20 protein-coding genes and 1 riboswitch are annotated in these 18410 nt (G+C 40.5%); of the genes, 7 read left to right on the forward strand and 13 right to left on the reverse strand.

What is annotated here, in order from left to right; genetic code table 11:
• Positions 1-23: 23 nt before the first annotated feature.
• Positions 24-293, reverse strand: coding sequence for a 30S ribosomal protein S14 (gene rpsN / locus B7E06_RS15800; RefSeq protein WP_082234899.1), 270 nt, complete (start codon positions 291-293; stop codon positions 24-26).
• Positions 294-495: 202 nt separating this feature from the next.
• On the opposite strand from rpsN, the gene B7E06_RS15805 reads away from it, so the two are divergent.
• On the forward strand, positions 496-873 hold the full coding sequence (locus tag B7E06_RS15805; RefSeq protein WP_082234900.1) for a DUF2512 family protein: 378 nt from the start codon (positions 496-498) through the stop codon (positions 871-873).
• A 298-nt stretch (positions 874-1171) separates the two neighbouring features.
• On the opposite strand, the gene B7E06_RS15815 is transcribed toward B7E06_RS15805, so the two are convergent.
• The 10 genes from B7E06_RS15815 to B7E06_RS15860 form a co-directional block, all read right to left on the reverse strand.
• A complete protein-coding gene (locus B7E06_RS15815) occupies positions 1172-1915 on the reverse strand; it encodes an SDR family oxidoreductase (RefSeq protein WP_082234902.1) in 744 nt (247 codons plus the stop codon).
• Between the two features lie 124 nt (positions 1916-2039).
• Positions 2040-3260: a hemolysin family protein gene (locus tag B7E06_RS15820; protein ID WP_082234903.1), complete on the reverse strand. Its 1221-nt coding sequence runs from the start codon at positions 3258-3260 to the stop codon at positions 2040-2042.
• A gap of 92 nt (positions 3261-3352) precedes the next feature.
• Positions 3353-4567, reverse strand: coding sequence for an EAL domain-containing protein (locus tag B7E06_RS15825; protein WP_082234904.1), 1215 nt, complete (start codon positions 4565-4567; stop codon positions 3353-3355).
• A gap of 141 nt (positions 4568-4708) precedes the next feature.
• Positions 4709-5197 (reverse strand): GyrI-like domain-containing protein, encoded by a 489-nt coding sequence (locus B7E06_RS15830; protein ID WP_082234905.1) that lies wholly within the window; start codon positions 5195-5197, stop codon positions 4709-4711.
• A 13-nt stretch (positions 5198-5210) separates the two neighbouring features.
• The gene (locus B7E06_RS15835) at positions 5211-5774 is read right to left on the reverse strand and encodes a GNAT family N-acetyltransferase (protein ID WP_082234906.1); all 564 of its coding nucleotides are present in this window, start codon (positions 5772-5774) and stop codon (positions 5211-5213) included.
• A gap of 12 nt (positions 5775-5786) precedes the next feature.
• Positions 5787-6329, reverse strand: a complete 543-nt coding sequence (locus B7E06_RS15840; RefSeq protein ID WP_082234907.1) for a GNAT family N-acetyltransferase — start codon at positions 6327-6329, stop codon at positions 5787-5789.
• A gap of 9 nt (positions 6330-6338) precedes the next feature.
• Positions 6339-7016 (reverse strand): class D sortase, encoded by a 678-nt coding sequence (locus B7E06_RS15845; protein WP_082234908.1) that lies wholly within the window; start codon positions 7014-7016, stop codon positions 6339-6341.
• An 85-nt stretch (positions 7017-7101) separates the two neighbouring features.
• Positions 7102-8040, reverse strand: a complete 939-nt coding sequence (locus B7E06_RS15850; RefSeq protein ID WP_082234909.1) for an LPXTG cell wall anchor domain-containing protein — start codon at positions 8038-8040, stop codon at positions 7102-7104.
• A 298-nt stretch (positions 8041-8338) separates the two neighbouring features.
• Entirely contained in the window at positions 8339-8956 is a 618-nt protein-coding gene (locus B7E06_RS15855; RefSeq protein ID WP_143414509.1) for an NUDIX hydrolase, read from the reverse strand.
• 119 nt (positions 8957-9075) lie between these two features.
• Positions 9076-12123 (reverse strand): efflux RND transporter permease subunit, encoded by a 3048-nt coding sequence (locus B7E06_RS15860; protein ID WP_082234911.1) that lies wholly within the window; start codon positions 12121-12123, stop codon positions 9076-9078.
• Between the two features lie 294 nt (positions 12124-12417).
• A riboswitch (PreQ1 riboswitch) is annotated at positions 12418-12462 on the forward strand.
• An 83-nt stretch (positions 12463-12545) separates the two neighbouring features.
• On the opposite strand from B7E06_RS15860, the gene queC reads away from it, so the two are divergent.
• Genes queC through queE form a run of 3 tightly spaced genes read left to right on the forward strand, consistent with a single transcriptional unit; the run spans position 12546 to position 14397 of the window.
• Complete coding sequence (gene queC / locus B7E06_RS15865; RefSeq protein WP_082234912.1) at positions 12546-13205, forward strand: 7-cyano-7-deazaguanine synthase QueC; 660 nt, start codon at positions 12546-12548, stop codon at positions 13203-13205.
• Positions 13206-13673, forward strand: coding sequence for a 6-carboxytetrahydropterin synthase QueD (gene queD, locus B7E06_RS15870; protein ID WP_082234913.1), 468 nt, complete (start codon positions 13206-13208; stop codon positions 13671-13673).
• The gene (gene queE, locus B7E06_RS15875; protein ID WP_082234914.1) at positions 13666-14397 is read left to right on the forward strand and encodes a 7-carboxy-7-deazaguanine synthase QueE; all 732 of its coding nucleotides are present in this window, start codon (positions 13666-13668) and stop codon (positions 14395-14397) included. Before queD ends, queE begins: the two co-directional genes overlap by 8 nt.
• 23 nt (positions 14398-14420) lie before the next feature.
• Here the strand turns inward: queE and B7E06_RS15880 are convergent, their stop codons facing one another.
• The gene (locus B7E06_RS15880) at positions 14421-14588 is read right to left on the reverse strand and encodes a YqaE/Pmp3 family membrane protein (RefSeq protein WP_082234915.1); all 168 of its coding nucleotides are present in this window, start codon (positions 14586-14588) and stop codon (positions 14421-14423) included.
• A 19-nt stretch (positions 14589-14607) separates the two neighbouring features.
• Positions 14608-15306 carry a phosphatase PAP2 family protein gene (locus B7E06_RS15885; protein ID WP_082236034.1) on the reverse strand — a complete coding sequence of 233 codons (699 nt, stop codon included), beginning with the start codon at positions 15304-15306 and terminating at the stop codon, positions 14608-14610.
• 378 nt (positions 15307-15684) lie between these two features.
• Between B7E06_RS15885 and B7E06_RS15890 the strand changes: the two genes are divergently transcribed.
• From B7E06_RS15890 to B7E06_RS15900, 3 genes are read left to right on the forward strand one after another with little or no spacing between them, the layout of a single operon-like run.
• Positions 15685-16509: a M55 family metallopeptidase gene (locus tag B7E06_RS15890; RefSeq protein ID WP_082234916.1), complete on the forward strand. Its 825-nt coding sequence runs from the start codon at positions 15685-15687 to the stop codon at positions 16507-16509.
• 11 nt (positions 16510-16520) lie between these two features.
• Complete coding sequence (locus B7E06_RS15895; protein ID WP_082234917.1) at positions 16521-17453, forward strand: ABC transporter permease; 933 nt, start codon at positions 16521-16523, stop codon at positions 17451-17453.
• A 1-nt stretch (position 17454) separates the two neighbouring features.
• Positions 17455-18408: an ABC transporter permease gene (locus B7E06_RS15900; RefSeq protein WP_082234918.1), complete on the forward strand. Its 954-nt coding sequence runs from the start codon at positions 17455-17457 to the stop codon at positions 18406-18408.
• The last annotated feature ends 2 nt before the right edge of the window (positions 18409-18410 follow it).

The following is an 18410-nucleotide window of genomic DNA, read 5'->3' on the forward strand; positions in this document are numbered from 1 at the left end:
TGAGTCCCTCCCCTTCCTGCACATTACCAGCTTGATTTTTTCACACCTGGCAGCTGTCCTTTATGAGCTAATTCTCTAAAAGCAATTCGTGACATATTGAATTTCCGCATATAACCCCTCGGTCGTCCTGTTAGCTCACAACGGCTACTTAGACGTGTTGGAGACGAATCCCTTGGTAATTTTCTAAGAGCCTCATAATCTCCTTTCTCTTTTAATTCTTTTCTTAAAGCAGCGTACTTCTTTACTAACTCTTGTCTTTTTTTCTCTTTTACAACTTTAGACTTTTTAGCCATTTCTATATCCTCCTTTATACAAGTAATGATGACGCTTCAAGTGCAAAAATAAACACATTAAATAGTAATAGTTACGATTTATGATTATATACAAAGTTTATTAATTTGTAAACCGGAACCTTAAAAGAGGTTTATGATGTCCAAAAAAAGGAAATATTTTTATAACATTATATTAGAAAGGTAATTAGCGGGAGGTGAGCAAATGGTACATGGAAAGGCATTAGCTATTAAAGGAGTTATGACAATTGTAGGCCTTTATTTAGTTTTAGGAATTGGTTACGGAGTATCTTTTCTCGGTGTCTTACTTCTAAGTATCGTTCAAGGAGCCCTATCATATGTGGCAGGAGATTTGTTTATTTTACCAAGGTTTAAAAACATAATGGCGACTTTTTCGGATTTTTGTTTAACCTTCTTATTAGTAATAGCCAGCGGATCGTTATTCTTTTCTTTAGAAGGATCCTTATGGATGGCAGCTTTAATCGCAAGTGTGGTTATCGCCGCAGCCGAATATGGCTTCCACTTATACCTCGCTACCAACGTCCTTCCTGCAAACAATCGAGTGCGGGCGGAGGTTTATTAATAGATGAACAAGCGGAGTTTCCCTTGGACTCCGCTTGTAATATGTTCTGGCTTATTTTGAAGGTTCTCCTCTCTTTCGATGGTACTCTTTTCCTTTTCGGCGCTTCTTCCTTCGCTTTCGATGGTTCTCCCCCGCCTTTCAGCGCTTCTGCCTTCTTTCGACGCTCCTCCTTTCTCTTTCAGCACTTCCTCCTTCGCTTTTGACGGGGCTTCTCCGCCTTTCAGCGCTTACCCTCTCTTTCAGCACTGCTAAAATAAATAAAAAAGCAGCCCTTTTCTCAAAGGACTGCAATTGAAAATTACATGGTTTGATTAGTTGGTCGAACGACGATTTCGTTCACGGCTACTTCAGCCGGCTCTTCTAAGGCAAAGCGAACCGTTCTCGCGATGCTGTCCGGTTTTATCGCCATTTGATAAAGATCATCCACTCCTGATTTAACGTCGTCATCGGTAATAGTAGATGTAAGCTCTGTTGAAACAGCTCCTGGGGATATAATTGTTGCTCGAATGTTTGATTCCTGAGATTCTTCCATTCTCAGACCATCCGTAATCGCTCGCACTGCAAACTTAGTTCCGCTGTACACCGCGCTTCCAGGGAATACAACGTGGCCGGCTACGGAAGATAAGTTGATGATGTGGCCCTGCTTTCTTTCACGCATATATGGCAGGACGGCTGAAATCCCGTATAAGACCCCTTTAATATTGACATCGATCATCTTATCCCACTCTTCAATTTTTTGCTTATTTAAATATGAGAGCGGCATTAGACCGGCATTATTTACAATGGCATCAATCTGGCCAAATTTTTCATGCGCGAATTTTGCAAGCTCTTCCATTTCTTTAGCAGATGTCACGTCTGTTGACTTGTATACCGCTTCGCCATTATTATTATTCAAATTATCGGCAATTTCTTTCAAACGTTCTTCTCTTCTGGCGGCTAACACGAGCTTAGCACCTTTAGACGATAACTCTTTTGCTGTTTCTTCACCAATCCCGCTTGACGCCCCTGTAATAATTACAACTTTATCTTGTATGTTAGACAATTTAAATCCTCCTATAAAAATGACATCACTGGCTACTGTTTCCGTTCTTGTTTTTGGTTAAACCCTCCGATAGGCCAATACTCATAAAAAAGCCTCAGCTGTATGAGTTCAGCTGAGGCTTTTTTCACTTAATAATTTGAACTTTGCGTATCATATGGCCTTCAATTTCAAGGACTTTGAATGTTAGATTGTCACGTTCAAGCACTTCTCCCTTGTCTGGAAAGTCGTTAAATTCTTTTAACATATATCCTGCAAGGACATCTTCTTCTTCAGGGATATCAGTATCAAAAATAGAATTTAGTCGGCGGAGCGTTATTTTACCGTCACATATAATGTTGGTGTCTGTCAGCTTTTCAACGAGTGGATCAGCTTCCCTGTCGTGTTCATCTTCGATCTCTAGTCCGATCATGGATTCAATAATATCTTCATGAGTAAGCAATCCTTCTGTTCCGCCATATTCATCAAGAACAATAGCCATGTGCTTTTTCTCTTTGCTCATTTTGCGGAAAACCCACTCGATGGACTGGAATTCATAGACGACGACAGGATCATTATCACAATACGCTTCAAAAGGTTTTTCTGGTTCCATCGACCAGGAAAGCAGGTATTTTGAGTGAAAGACCGCTACAATATCATCTATGTCTTCATCATAAACTGGATATCTTGTATAAGGGTGCTCAATTACATTGTCACGCACCTCTTCGAAGGAAGCTGTTTTAGGCAGTGCTTCTATTTCCACGCGCGGGGTCGTCATCACATCTTTTACATTTAAGTTATAAAAGTCCAGGACTCCTTTTATACGGTAGGACTCCGTTTCATTAAAGGTGCCTTCTGAATCTGCAATATCTACCATTGTTCTGAGCTCTTCTTTTGAAATAGATACATCTACTGGCTGTCCTTTAGAAAGGGCCTTGGTAATGAGTCCAGTGAGTTTATTCAATACAAACGTAATAGGTTTGAAAATGATAACAAAGAAACGGATGACGGGATATACAATTAAAGCAATTCGGTCAGGAAAGGTTGCTGCCACGGACTTGGGCAGGACTTCTGCAAAAATAATAATAACTATTGTTAAAATAGCTGAAGCAATTCCGATACTGAAGCCATATTGAATCGCTAACGTTGTCACCAACGTCGGCAGTAGTATGTTGGCTATGTTATTGCCAATTAAAATGGTCGTTATAAATTCACTTGGCTTAGAGACGAGGTTCAGCAGTTTCTTCGCTTTTTTATCGTCATTATCCGCTTTTGTTTTTAATTTCATTTTGTTTGCAGCCGTCAAGGCTGTTTCGCTCCCCGAGAAAAACAGAGAAACAAATATTAAAAAGATGATCGCAATGATCACAGGTTATTTCCTCCTTAAAGCATGCACACATTTTAGTAAATGTTTAATATCTACTATAGATTATTTAATAAAAGGAAGAAAGTAATACATCTTTAGATGAGCAGACACTCATTTTCATAAATATACGAGTAGCGAATGTCTACAAACAAGAAATGCTTGTCTGTTAAAGGAAAGCTGAATGTCCGTACCATTTCTTTTGTTTCGATATCTGAATAAATATCAGAAATCGTCCCTCTATTTAAAGTTTTCATTTGCATAACATTTTCTAAAAAGTACGGCCGGAACGCCCAGTTAGACCCCTTTTTACGAGGTTCGAGCTCCCATTCCTTTTCACGTTTTCTGAAGTTTGAAGAAATTTGCAGGCCGTCACTGTCACATATAAACATCCGAAAGCTTTCTTCATTAAATTGATGGCTGAGTAAGTTTATAAATTCATCAATCTTCTTCGTCCCCTCCCATTTAGACAGCAGTCCTTTCACTTTATGCTCCCATTCAGTGAGAATGACGAGACGCTGTTCGATCAGCAATTTTTCACGCTGAATATATGCTGCTACTTTGCTTCCAATATCAAGTGAGAGGGAGTCTTTACTGAGGAGTTCCACATGGGGCCTTGCCAGATAATGCCCTTGGTAATAGCGCCCTCCATTCTTCCAGGCAAAATGAAGCTGAAAATCATCTTCAATATTTTCAAAAAGTAGAGCAGCCCCGATACGATGAGCCAGCATAGACAGTGAATACATAATATCTTGAAAGACCTCCGAATTGTGAGTACGGATATGTTTCGTATCAATTTTTAAAATATGAGGCTCGAGCTGCCGGATTCTATCAATATTTGAACTCTTTGCTCCTACATGATCAATGGCCACCTGGATGCCATAAGTCTTGTAATAAAGGAGCAGGTTGCTGAGTTTATCAAACTCCTGGTCGAAATCATGCTCTGTCACTTCAATAATAATTCGATTCATGGCAAAACCTCTCTGCTCAAAGGTAAGCAGTGTTTCTAATAAATCTTCTCCGTCATTTACCATCAACTGTTTTGCTGTTCGATTTATAAATAAGTAGCCGCTATTGTCGTTCTTAAGCATATCCGATATAGCCAGCTGCAGGATGTGCTGATCGACTTCTACCTTAAATTCCTCAGGTACTTCTTCATCTAAAAAGAAGGAACCCAAGCTTTCAGATTCATTATTATCATAAAATCTCCCAAGCACCTCATAGCCGATAACATCGTGTTTTATAGCACTGACAATCGACTGATAAGCTGGTCTGACTTTCTGTAAATTTCCTACTACATCTAATGGGTCCATATGTCTCCCTCCTCTGTTCTGTTCATCCTGGTTTTTTCGTCTTTGAGAAGACCGTTTTAAAAAACGAGCAACAAGAAAGCCGGGATTAAATTATTATATATCCCAGCTTCTCAACTTGTCATATACGATTGCTAATTATCACTATAGTTTCGTAACAGGGATTAATATATCAAAATGTGGATCACTAAGGTCTCGATCGGCGGGATACCTTTCGTGTTTAATTGGCAGTTTATCATAGTATGCAGTGCCTTGTTCTTCAAAAGGGACATAATGGTTATTCTTCAGCCAATCATAGATTTCTTCATAGGTGAGGCCAATGTTCTCTCCTTTTTCGTGCGAAGTCATAAGGCAGGTCATAGCAGGAACATAAATTTCTATCATACCTTCAGGAACCGGCTCATTTTCAGGAACTTCGTATACAGAGTAGTGTGAAAAACCATCTGGTCTTAAATGGTAGGAGAGACCTAACTGTATAGCGGGGTCAACAGGTGAAGAAAACTCTTTAACTCTCTCATTCACCTCTGCAATAACTTCCTTTAATGTATGAACATGAGAATAAGCACCTTCCCACTTTAAACCGACTGCCCTGTACCCCGGGCGTTCTACAATTTGGTATTTGTCAACTCCCATATGACTTGCTCCTTTACTTTTTAATTTTTGCGTAAATGCATGTGTCCCTTAACTCTGTCTCATCTACAGACAAGTCCTCATTTTGCAGGATTCCTTCAAGGTGAAACCCTAAGCGTTCAGGAACAGTCCGGCTTTTCCTATTTTTTGAATCACAGCGGATTTCTAAACGACGTGCCTTAAGTTCCTTGAAAGCAAAGTCTGTTATACCTGCTACCGTTTCTGTTACATATCCCTTTCCACTAAATCTCGTATCTGCCCAGTAACCGATTTCAAATTTTCGGACTTGCCAATTTAATCGGTGCAGGCCGGAAGAGCATACAAACTGCCCTGAATCTTTTAAAAAGGCCAGAAATCTTAAATCATCCCGTTTTATAAAGGCTGCATGGGACTCCCTGATATTGGATTCTGTATCTTCCTTTGTTTGATCTTTCTGTGCAAAGGGAAGCCATTGTTTTAACTCGTTTCTTGATGCTTGTATAGACTCATACACTGAAAGTCCGTCTCCCGGATTCGGCTTACGAATCAACAGTCTTTCGGTTTCAAACTGCTCTGGAAAGTCAATTAGTATTGGATCCATCTGCTTAACCCCTTACTCGTCTTCTGGATTAATGATAGCCAGCATTTGATGGTCTTCCCATCTGCCGTTGATTTTGACATTTTTTCTGGCAATCCCTTCTTTATGAAAACCTGCTTTCTCCAGCACCCTGATCGATGCTTTGTTCCGCGGCATGACTCCGGCTTCAATTCTATGTAATTGCAACTCTTTAAACCCATGCTCAACGACAAGTTCTACTGCTTCTGTGGCAAATCCGAGTCCGTTATGCTTCTGATCTACAAAATAACCTACAAACGCTCCCTGCAGTGATCCCCTTAATACTTGAAATAGATTTATAGTACCAATCAATTGATCATTCTCGACATAAAAGATACCAAAATAGTAGCCATCATCTTTAACCATTTCTTCGTGAAACTCTTTAATACGCTGTCTTTGCGTCTCCTCTTTATAAAAATCGTCTATTCGTTCCATGGAGAACATTTCAAAAAACTTTCTGTTATTCGTCTGGAATGAGGCCATTTCAGAAGCATCTTCCACTTCCAAAGGCCTAATATATACTTTATCTCCCTTTAACATGGGTTCCTCCTACATATCGGTAGTATTTACAAGTTCTGATTCAATAATATAACGATCCGGAGCATCCCCTAGGAATTCAAAAGGGTAACAGGTCGTTAACGTAAGCGTAGGTGTCTCTTTATCGACAATCACTGAGCGGTCTTCAGCATCCGTAATCCAAGTTTTCTGAATGACATATTCATATCTTTTCCCTTCAAATTCAAGAAACAACGAATCTCCTTTTTCTATATTTTTCAGTTCGGAAAATACCGTATCTCTATGACCGCTTAACACTGTATGTCGTTCTTCATCAGGGGTTGTTGTCCATTGACTGACATACATCCCAACTCCCTGTTCTAATGTATCATCATCCGCTCCCCAGTAAGTATGATAGCCTTTCTCAAGCTTAGGAATAACAAGTCGACCGATTTCTTCCCCTTCGTTCATGTCTTCCATTTCGTCACTCATCCTAAGGGGGGATTCCGGTGCAGCACTGCCTGATTTTATGGGCTTTTTAACTATTTCCTCTTGTTTATTGCTCTGGGAATCTTCCGCAGTTTCACTTGAATCCTCTACACCCCCCGCCCATTCCTTCATCTCTTCTTCTGATATTGACTCAAAAGCCTGACTGCTTTGCCACCACTGAAAACCATAATAACTGACCATAAAAAAACCTATAGCTACCAAAAGAAGCGATAATTTTTTCACTATTCACTCACCTCACTTCCTTTTATCTTACAATAAACAGTAAAAAGCCGCATACCCTTATGCGGCTTTTTACTTAATTTTTCTTTTAAGATTCACTTGGTTTTCGGCTTCTTAAATGGAAAATAAATGCCCCACCCAGCATTAAAGCCAGACCCGATAAAGCCATTGTCGGATAAGAAGTAGACGTATTTGGAAGCTCGCCGCCCTCTGTTTCCTCCGGCATCATGTCCTCCATAGGTGTTGCGGAAGAAAGTACTTCTTCAGGGACAGTAATTTCACCAACACCATTAAAGTTATCAACCGTCATGTTCATATTAATAACGGAGTTGATCGTTTCTCCGTCCATATTCATATCAGTATCCATCTCCATGACCGTTCCCGTCATATAATGGTTGTCTTTATCGATCGTAACTTCATATTTAAGACTGTTAATAGTCATTTGATTCATCAGCTCGTTCATCATCTCTCCAGATTCCTCATCCTGCATCATAGAGCCAAGCATCTCTCTGGAAGCCTCCATTACAGCTTCGCCGTCACCTTCATAAGTAAGCAGGTAGGAGTCTCCTTGATCTTCCACACTCATTTCCTCACCGAGTGCTTCTAATTGAGCCATTTGTTCCTCTACCATACCCATGCCGGCGAGTTCTGATAACGAATCACTAAATTCATTCGGCATTTTAACCCAGCCTTCTACAGGATCTTCCTGAAAGAATCCTTCGTCTGTCAGATAAGACTCCAGGCTGACTTCCCCTTCTTCAGGGATCATAGTTGTGGTTACCATATGCATGGCAAAAGGATCTACAGTTATATCAACTTCTGATTCTGATGAAATCGACATTTCCTCGCCGCCCATATCCATCATCTGCTCCATTTGCATATGAGTGGAATAGCTGTCCAGCTCGGCCATTGCCTCATTTGATTTTTTCAAAATTTCTTCAGCGCTCATTTCTCCAGCAGCAAAATGAGCCGGTGCTGCTAATAACAGGACAGCAGCAAGTGCACTAGCGGTTAACTTTTTAAACATTTAAACACTCCTATTTTAAAAATTGCAAAACAAATAGAGTGATTACGCCTAATATGTATTCGACCTGTTGACTGGAAAAGCGAAGACATCTTCCATTTATTTTACTAAAGTTCTCATTCCCTAAATAGTTCTTATGAAACGTTTATTTTCTATTTTTGATAATTTTTTACATAAAATAGAGTCTTACTAACGGATAATATTGTCTCAAATTACCTATTATTTAATTACTATTCATTTTCTCAATGGTTTCTCCTATTATTTATTTCCCTCTTCTACTTGCTGCAATTATTATATTTTTCTAATCGATAATAGGCGGGCTGTTTGGATGATTGTAAAGATCAAACATCAGGGCGACTTGTGCATAGGTATTACGGCTGGATGATAGTTCAGGCAGGCGATCAAGTGAAAAAAATTGAACATCACTCGTTTCTAAAGTGTCAATTGAAGGCTGGCCGGTGACCTCACACTCTATAAAAAACTTATAATAGTGAAATGGCTGAGGAGGATGGTCATGTTTTTCGTAATCCAAAACGGCCAGAAGCCGCTTGTAGGAGGCAAAGAACCCCGTCTCCTCCCGTATTTCTCTTGTTACATTTTCTATAAGAGACGAACCTGTATCCGCAAATCCCCCTGGCAGCGCCCATAAATCATCAATCTTTTCTTTAACCATCAATATCTCATCTTTATAGAAAACCACTCCCCTCACATCTACTTTAGGAGTTTGATAACCTTTTTCCAGTAAAAATAAATCCTGTATCTTTTCCATATCTGTATTAGAGTATTCTGCTAAAATTTCTGCACTAAGTTCTAAAAGCTGCTTATAACGCTCAAGGTCGAATTTATCTTTGCTGAAGGCTAATCCTGCCTGAGCAGTAGAATGAATCTGTTTTGCCCAATGTAGCCACTGAAGACTCAAACCCATCACTCCTGTTTAATATTTTTAATCCATATGTAATGTTACGTTTTTAAAGGGAAATCGTTTCATAATTACAAATAAAGACGAAAATGCAGCATGCATTCTCGCCTTTATTTATGTTAACTGGCTGTTTCTTTTTGTTGAATGACAGATTCTTTCACTTTGCGTTTCTTCCAAAAACGAAGGCGGAATCCGCTAAACAATCGATAAACTGCCGGGATAAGAAGTAACGTAATAAACGTTGCAAATAGAAGACCTGAAATGATTACCGTGGCGATTGGTGCCTGATAGCTGCCTCCTGAGCCAGTAGCAAGGGCCAGTGGAAGCATACCAGCTGCCGTAGTCAAGGTCGTCATAAATATTGGCCGAATTCTATCTTTTCCTGCCCCTACAAGAGCTTCATTGACAGAAACCCCTTTTGATCGAAGCTGATTTGTTCTGTCAATATAGAGAATGGCATTATTCAAGATGATGCCAATCAGCATGATAACACCCATTCCTGACATGACACTTAGTTCTCTCTGTGTAAGAAATAAGCCTAATATCACCCCGACAATTGTCATTGGAATGACAGACATAACGATAAGTGGATGACCTAAGTGATTGAATTGAACGGCCATTACAAGATAGACAAGAAAAATAGCTAAGCCAAGGATGATCAGCATTTCCTGGATGAGCTCCTGCTGCTGCTCTAAATCACCAGCTGCAGACACTGTATAACCATCCGGGGCTTTGTACTCATTAATCAATTTCTGAACTTCCCTGTTGACCGCACCTAAATCGGTGTTTTCGATATCAGCGGAAAGAGTGACAAATCGTTCCCCATTCAAATGCCTGATCTCATTAGGAACTTCAGTTTTCTCTAATTCTATAAAACTAGAAAGCTTCTCTTTCCCTTCTTCTGTTTTTATTTCCATATTTAAAAGCTCTGATTGAGAAGTCGTGCTCTTATCCCAGCTTGCAACAATAGGAACGGTTTCCCCATCCACATTCATTTCTCCTGCTGGAGCCTGAATCATAGATTGTTCAACATAGTTTCTGATTTGACTGCTGGAAAGGCCGGCTTCTTTAATAGCTGCTTCTTTTAACACTATCTCCTGTTCTACAGAAGACCTTTCATCAGAACTGCTTAGACCTGCAATACCTTCAATTTTTTCCATTTCTTTCCTAAAATCTTCTGCAATGGCCTTAAGCTCTGTAAATTCTTCTCCCTTAATATTAACTTGAACTGGATAAGCCGCCCCTCCGGACATCGCACTCTGTACAGAGTTAATAGGTAAAGTCTCTTCCAATTCCCGAAGAGAACTTAGAATATTTTCATTCACCTGCTTTTGTTCAACTGTTATGTTCTCGCCCTTGGTCATATTCACTATTGAGAAAAGCATACCACCGCTTTCCATTAAATAATTTGTTTCTACATCATCAACGTTCGACAACTTTTCATTTATTTCCCGGGCAATTTCTTCTTTGTCCTGATTAGTCAAGCCTGTGTCTAAGTCGACGATCAGCTCAGTATAACGATTAAATACATCCGGCATAATTGTCATCGGTATTTTAGGTACAAGCAGTAGTGAGCCCGCAAACATAACTGCAGAAATGCAAACCACAGCAAAACTGTACCTTTTCTTTTTAACAACTTTTGAAATGATTCGTCCGTATCCACTGATAATTCTCCCTTCCTGCTTTATCTCATTTGAAGGTCGAAGTTTTAAAAACTTTTCTGATAATGATGGGATAACGGTGAAAGAAACGATGACTGAGCTGATGAGAGTGACTGCAACTACAACAGAAAGCATGATCATAAAGCTCCCCATTTCACCGCCAAGCAGTCCGATCGGAACAAAGACCGCGATAGTAGTGAGCATCGAAGCTAATACAGCATTTCCTACTTCCTTTGTACCCTCAAGAACAGCCGGTAAGTTCTCTAAGCCTTTTTCTTTCTTTTTATAAATGGATTCAAGAATAACGATAGAAGAATCAACCATCATTCCTATTCCGAGGCCAAGCCCTATTAATGTAAGAATGTTAAAGCTGTAATCAAGGAGCCACATTGATGTGAAAGTTAATAGAATGGAGGTCGGAATACTGAGACCGATAATAAAGGTCGCACGCGCATTTCTTAGGAACACCAGAAGAATAACGAGCGCAAGAATTCCCCCAATTAAAATATTAGAGGTTACTCCATCCAAAGACTCTTCTACATAGTCGGCTTGAGCCACAATCTCATTGATTTCAATTCCTTGAGGAAGCCCTGCCTCCTTCATATTCTTTATTTCTGCCCGAACCGCTTCTGCCATTTCAATTTGCGTATACTCAGAAGATCGGCCAATTTGCAATAAAATAAAGTCATTTGATCCGTTTTTCCATACATAGGAAGAATTTTCGACTGGTTTTAGAGAGACCTCTGCAAGCTCGCTAAGCTGAATCATACCGTTTTCACCAGGAATTTCGATTTGTTCTACATCTTTTGCACTGTCAAGCTGAGTCACCCACCTTAAAGTTGGTGATTCGGCTTCTTCTGTCAGCTCCCCGAGTGTTGATTCCCTGTTAGCTTCTTCAATAGCTCCTGTTACCTGATGAAAATCAAGTCCGTTTTCGATGACTTTCTCCTGGTTAAATTCAATCACTAATTCGTTTTGAGCAGTTCCTGAAAGGGAAAGGTCACGCACTTCCGCTAGGTTTTCGAGTCGTGGCTTTAATTCATCTTCTGCGAAAGAGGATACCTGATTCATATCCGTTCCAGAAACATCCATAAAAAACTCATATCCTGTATCTAATCCATACTGACCCGCTTCTACTTCTTCAATATCTGGATTATCGACGGCCGTTGTGTTCACAACAGATTCTACCTCTTTATAAACTTCGTCCCCTTCTCCTTCTTTAAACGTTAATTGGAAAGAACTTCTTCCCATGTTTGTTGTTGAGCTTACTTCTTCGACTCCCTCGATTCCCTCGAGCTTCTGCTCTAACTGATTAGTAATCGACCGTTCGACTTCAACAGCTGGTGTATCACCAGCAAATATTTCTATGTAGCCTCCATCCATCGTTACCGGCGGCATGAGTTCCTGATCAAGCTTAAGCAGAGAATAACCTCCTGTCATAAGTACTAGAACTACAAGAAGGCCAACTAAGATCTTGCGTTGTACGATAAATTTTAATAATTTCATAAAACCCCTCCACATCTACGGATTCATTTTTATTCCTCATTTTTACAATCTCATGTGCACTATAACCTATAAATGTCACTTGATGTTTTAAACTTTCTTAATATTTGGTACTTTTATCATATATTATTTTTCACCAGCCGCTAATGAACTAGAGACTTATCTTTTGTAAGACCACAGACTTATATATGAAATCATTATTTGATTTAGACTTCGAATGGACGAAGAAAAGACCTTTTTATTACACTTAACTGTGTTATACTTAAAGGTGATGGAGTTTAATAAAGTCTGCAATCAGCAGGAGAGGTTCTAGCTACACCCTCTATAAAAAACTAAGGATGGAACTGTACCTGCCTTAGGTGCGGTTTTTTTATGTTTTTAGGGTTAGTAGAATTCTCTTTTTCATTAGAAAGGGGATTTTTTTTATGAATAATAAAGCAGTAGTCGTCTTCAGCGGGGGGCAAGACAGTACAACATGCCTGTTTTGGGCGTTAAATAAATATGAAGAAGTTGAAGCTGTAACCTTTGATTATAATCAGCGTCATAAGGATGAAATAGAAGTGGCGAAAAAAATTGCCCAGGATTTAAATGTAACGCATCACGTACTAGATATGTCGTTACTCAGCCAGTTGGCACCTAATGCACTGACCCGAGATGATATTGAGGTGAAAGATGGTGAAAATGGAGAGCTTCCTTCCACTTTCGTGCCAGGACGTAATCTTCTTTTCTTATCCTTTGCAGCGATTCTTGCCAAGCAAATCGGTGCCGCCCATGTAATTACAGGAGTCTGCCAAACGGACTTTAGCGGTTACCCCGATTGCCGAGATGTATTTATTAAGTCTTTAAATGTAACGCTTAATTTATCTATGGATGATGAGTTTGTCGTTCACACACCACTCATGTGGCTTGATAAGGAAGAAACGTGGGAGATGGCTGATCAGCTAAATGCTTTTGACTATATCCGTGAGCATACTTTGACATGCTACAACGGAATTATCGGAGATGGCTGCGGTGAGTGTCCTGCCTGTAAACTGCGTCGAAACGGTTTGGAGAATTATCTCCAGAGAAGAGAGGAGGTTCAGTAAATGTTCGGTTTCACGATTGTCGAAAACCTCCAAAAGATGGACAAAGATATTCAAAAACATGAACTAAGATATCACAGCAAGCGGGTTCTAGTCAGTAAAGAGTTTACATTTGATGCCGCCCACCATCTACATTGCTATGAAGGAAAATGCAAAAACTTACACGGTCACACTTATCGTGTCGTGTTTGGCATCAGTGGGTATACCGATGATATTGGACTTGTCATCGATTTTGGCGATATTAAAAAGGTTTGGAAGGAACAAATCGAGATTCATCTGGATCACAGATACCTTAACGATACTCTCCCTAACATGAACACTACGGCAGAGAACATGGTTGTCTGGGTCTATGAAAAAATGGAGCAGGCATTAGCAGAAGAGCGCGAGGATTACCGTGTGGAGTTTGTAAAACTTTATGAAACTCCAACAAGCTATGCTGAAGCAAGACGGGAGTGGATGATCGATGGCTAACAAATTTCCGGTCTTAGAAATTTTCGGCCCCACTATTCAAGGAGAAGGAATGGTCGTCGGCCGGAAAACAATGTTTGTACGAACAGCCGGCTGTGACTACAGCTGTGCATGGTGTGATTCAGCTTTTACATGGGATGGCAGTGCGAAAGAAGAAGTACGGCGAATGACAGCGGAAGAAATCGTACATGAGCTTCGAGAAACCGGTGGGGACAAATTTGACCACGTGACCGTATCCGGAGGGAATCCAGCACTTTTAAAACACCTCAATGAATTGATTGAGCTTCTTCACGAATTAAGAGTCGAAGTTGCCCTGGAAACACAAGGCAGCCGCTGGCAGGAATGGTTCTTGGAAATTGACGACCTGACGATATCTCCCAAGCCTCCAAGTTCAAAAATGAAAACTAACTGGGAAACACTTGATGGTATCCTTCAAAACCTGAAAGTTAATGGCCGCCTTTCCCATACCAGCTTAAAGGTCGTAATTTTTAATAAGAAAGACCTTGAGTACGCGGAGAAGGTTCACAAAAGATATGAAGAAGTGCCGTTTTTTCTTCAGGTGGGCAATGAGGATTTGGAAGAGGAGCAGCCTGAACGACTAGCGTCCGACTTGCTCTCTAAATATGAATGGCTGATCGATAAAGTCATGGAATCTTCCGCCCTCAATCACGTAAGAGTACTGCCACAGGTTCATGCCCTGTTATGGGGAAATAAGCGGGGAGTATAAAAAAAGCTCGGCAAGCCTAAAGGCTACCGAGCTTTTTTCTTATCATAATATCCTTTAATAATAATCGCAGCATGGATGGCACCGGGTACGAAAAATAGTGCCGTCAGTAATAGATTTAGAAGTGCTTTTCCAATTTGTCCTGTAAAAAGGACAGCAACTGGTGGTAAGAAAATAGCTAAGATATAAAGCATTGTTAAAAAACTCCTTTTATTAATTAGTATGAGTTAATCGTCTTTTACGTTGTCTCCACAGTATGATTTCCAGGGCTGCGATGCAGATGACCAGCCATGAAAGACCAATGGTTAATCCTCCTATAACATCAGTAAAGTAATGAACGTTTAAAAATACCCGGCTGAATGATATAAGGAATATTAAGAGCACAAGGCATGTATTAATCACCCACTTTAACGGTTTCTTTAAAGGGCTGATGAGAACCACATAGATCATAAAGCCGTAAAAAACCGAAGCACCGGACGTGTGACCACTTGGAAAGCTGTACCCTGTCCCATCATACTCAGCTAACAGCTCAGGCCTCTCCCTGCTAAAAAATAATTTTAAAACCTTTGTAAGGGCCGAGATCCCGACCATAGCTACCGCTAAATATACGGCTGTCCACTTGCTTAACGGGATAAAAAACAGTAAACAGAAAAACATAATAATCGTAAAAATGGTAATTAATGTTACAGATCCAGCCTCCGTAATCCATCCCATAGCTGTGGTGAGCCAGGCCGGACTTTCGCTTGCAACACGGGCGGCGGCTGCATCAACGGCAAACTTTTCTCTTTCCATGACATCTTCTGCTATTTCCATGAATAGAGCGCCGCCGCTCCCTACCGCCAAAAGTCCAATCAGTACAAGTAATATGGAGGATTTCGAAAGTTCCGAAGCTTTCGATTCAGAAAATAACATGACAGTAAGCTTCCTCCTCTGTCTATCTTGAGCAGTACCATAAAATCCTATTCCCCTATTGATGGCCGGTAAAACGACTCTATCTTCTCTTTTAATTTTGACAGCTGTTCTCCTGGTGATTCTTCCTCTTTCCACGCTTCTCTCCGCTCTTTCAGCGCTTCCTGGCTCTTTCGACACTTCTCCCTTCTCTTTCAGCGCTTTTAGTCACTTTATCCCCCCATAATCCCAACCGCCTCTAACAAATTTACTAAAACTCTTTTTCATAACATAGGTAAAAATTCTGATATATTTTTTTAAACTAGATTGCCTTTTATAGGAAAGATTGATAAAATTATTAGAAAATTACTAATTTTTCATGCACCGTCAGGGGGTACAAAGATGAAGCTTTATCTTTCCGTAGATATGGAAGGAATAACAGGACTGCCGGATCATACTTTCGTTGATTCTTCAAAGCACAATTATGAGCGTGCCAGAAAGATAATGACAGAAGAAGCGAATAACGTGATTTCATCGGCATTAGAACAGAATATTAAGGAAGTTACAGTAAACGACAGTCATTCTAAAATGAATAATTTATTGATTGAACACATTCACCCGGAGGCTCAGCTGATTACAGGAGATGTGAAACCTTTTTCTATGGTACAGGGATTGAATGATACATATGATGGAGCGATTTTCCTCGGCTACCATTCAAGAGCTGATCAGCCGGGAGTTATGTCTCACTCCATGACATTTGGAGTCCGCAATTTTTACATAAACGATATGGCAGTAGGAGAACTTGGACTAAATGCTTATGTTGCCGGCTATTATGATGTTCCTTTAATTATGGTCTCGGGCGATGATCGTGTAGCAGAGGAAGCGAAAGGCTTAATACCTAATATCGTCACAGCTCCTGTAAAAGAGTCCATTTCAAGATCAGCTGTTAAAACATTAACTCCAAAAAAAGCCGGAGAGCTGTTACATAAGAAGACGGTGGAAGCGATAGAAAACCTCCAGAATATCCAACCGCTGATCCCGCCAAAATCTCCATTATTGAGAATAGAATTTGCAAATTATGGACAAGCCGAATGGGCGAATCTTATGCCAGGAACTCAAATCGAGCCCAATACAACTACGGTCTCCTATCAGGCAAAAGACATATTGGAAGCATACCAGGCGATGATCGTTATGACTGAGCTCGCGATGCGTACGACATTTAGTTAGGGGGATCGTCCATGGGCCGTTACATATTGAAACGCTTTATTTTAATGCTTGTTACCATACTTATTATCGCTACATTAACTTTCTTTCTCATGAATCTGCTTCCTGGTTCGCCTTTAAATGAGGAGCGATCCACCAATGAAGCGGTTCAGCAAAACTTGGAGGCGCACTTTAATCTCGATGAGCCTCTCATTGTTCAGTACATTTTATATTTAAAATCAATAGTGACATTTGACTTTGGTCCGTCAATTAAACAGCCGACGGAAACCGTCAATTCCCTTCTCGGCCGTGGCTTTCCCATTTCTGCTGAGCTTGGAATCTGGACAATTCTTGTCGCTCTTATATCCGGTATTACACTTGGGGTACTGGCTGCGCTTAAACATAATGGAATTATTGATTATGTTGCGATGACTGTGGCCGTGCTTGGTATTTCCATTCCTAACTTTGTGCTGGCAACAATGTTAATTCAGGAATTGGCCGTTAACCGCAACTTTTTTCCTGCGGCTACGTGGAGCTCTCCAATGCATATGATCCTTCCGATTCTTGCTCTCGCCACTGGACCAATGGCCATTATCGCTCGTTTAACCCGCTCGAGCATGCTCGAAACTTTAACACAGGATTATATTAAAACGGCCAGGGCCAAAGGCTTGTCCCCTTTTAAAGTAGTCGTTAAACATGCCTTAAGAAATGCTCTGATGCCTGTTGTTACTATACTTGGAACGTTGATGGCCGGAATCTTAACAGGCACATTTGTGATTGAGAAAATATTTGCGATTCCTGGAATGGGCAAGTATTTCGTAGAAAGTATTAACCAGCGGGATTACCCGGTAATTATGGGAACTACCGTGTTTTACAGCGCATTTCTTGTGTTTATGCTGTTCCTTGTGGATATTGCGTATGGTCTTTTAGATCCTCGAATTAAGCTGCACGACGAAGGAGGTAGCTAAAATGCTTCCTGTTACAAAAAACAAAAAAACCAATCATTCAGAGATTCCAGACGAATGGTTTCGACCGATTGAAAAAAATGAAAAAAGCGCTGAAACCGTTGTTCGACCTTCTCTTTCCTACTGGCAGGATGCCTGGCTAAGACTGCGGACAAATAAGCTGGCAATGGCCGGTCTGTTTTTCTTAATCTTGCTTGGTATTATGGCGATCTTCGGTCCGATTTTGTCGCCACACTCAGTCTCTCATCAGGTGCTTTCTAATCAGAACCAGCCTCCATCCCTTACCCATTGGTTTGGAACGGATGATATGGGAAGAGATGTTTTTACAAGAACATGGTATGGAGCAAGAATTTCGTTATTTGTCGGCTTAATGGCCGCACTCATTGATTTTTTTATTGGTGTTACATATGGAGGCATTTCCGGCTATAAAGGCGGCAGAACAGACAATATTATGATGCGTATTATTGAAGTTTTATATGGACTTCCTTATCTGCTTGTCGTTATTTTACTGCTCGTTGTTATGGGACCGAGTCTGATGACCATTATTATCGCACTAACTGTCACCGGGTGGGTTGGCATGGCGAGAATTGTACGGGGCCAGGTACTTCAAATAAAGCAAAATGAATATGTGCTTGCCTCCCAGTCATTTGGGGCAAAGACGAAACGGATTATTCAGAAGAATCTTCTCCCCAATACGATGGGTCCAATTATTGTTCAGATGACATTAACGGTTCCCACCGCTATTTTTGCTGAAGCTTTCTTAAGTTTTCTCGGATTGGGTATACAGTCCCCGTTTGCCAGCTGGGGTGTTATGGCGAATGATGCACTTGGAACCATTCTGTCCGGTCATTGGTGGCGGCTGTTCTTTCCAGCATTCTTTATCTCAGCAACAATGTTTGCGTTTAACGTTTTAGGTGACGGTTTACAGGATGCCCTGGATCCTAAATTAAGGAGGTAGCT

It is taken from the genome of Halobacillus massiliensis, assembly GCF_900166625.1.
Lineage (GTDB): Bacteria > Bacillota > Bacilli > Bacillales > Halobacillaceae > Halobacillus_A > Halobacillus_A massiliensis.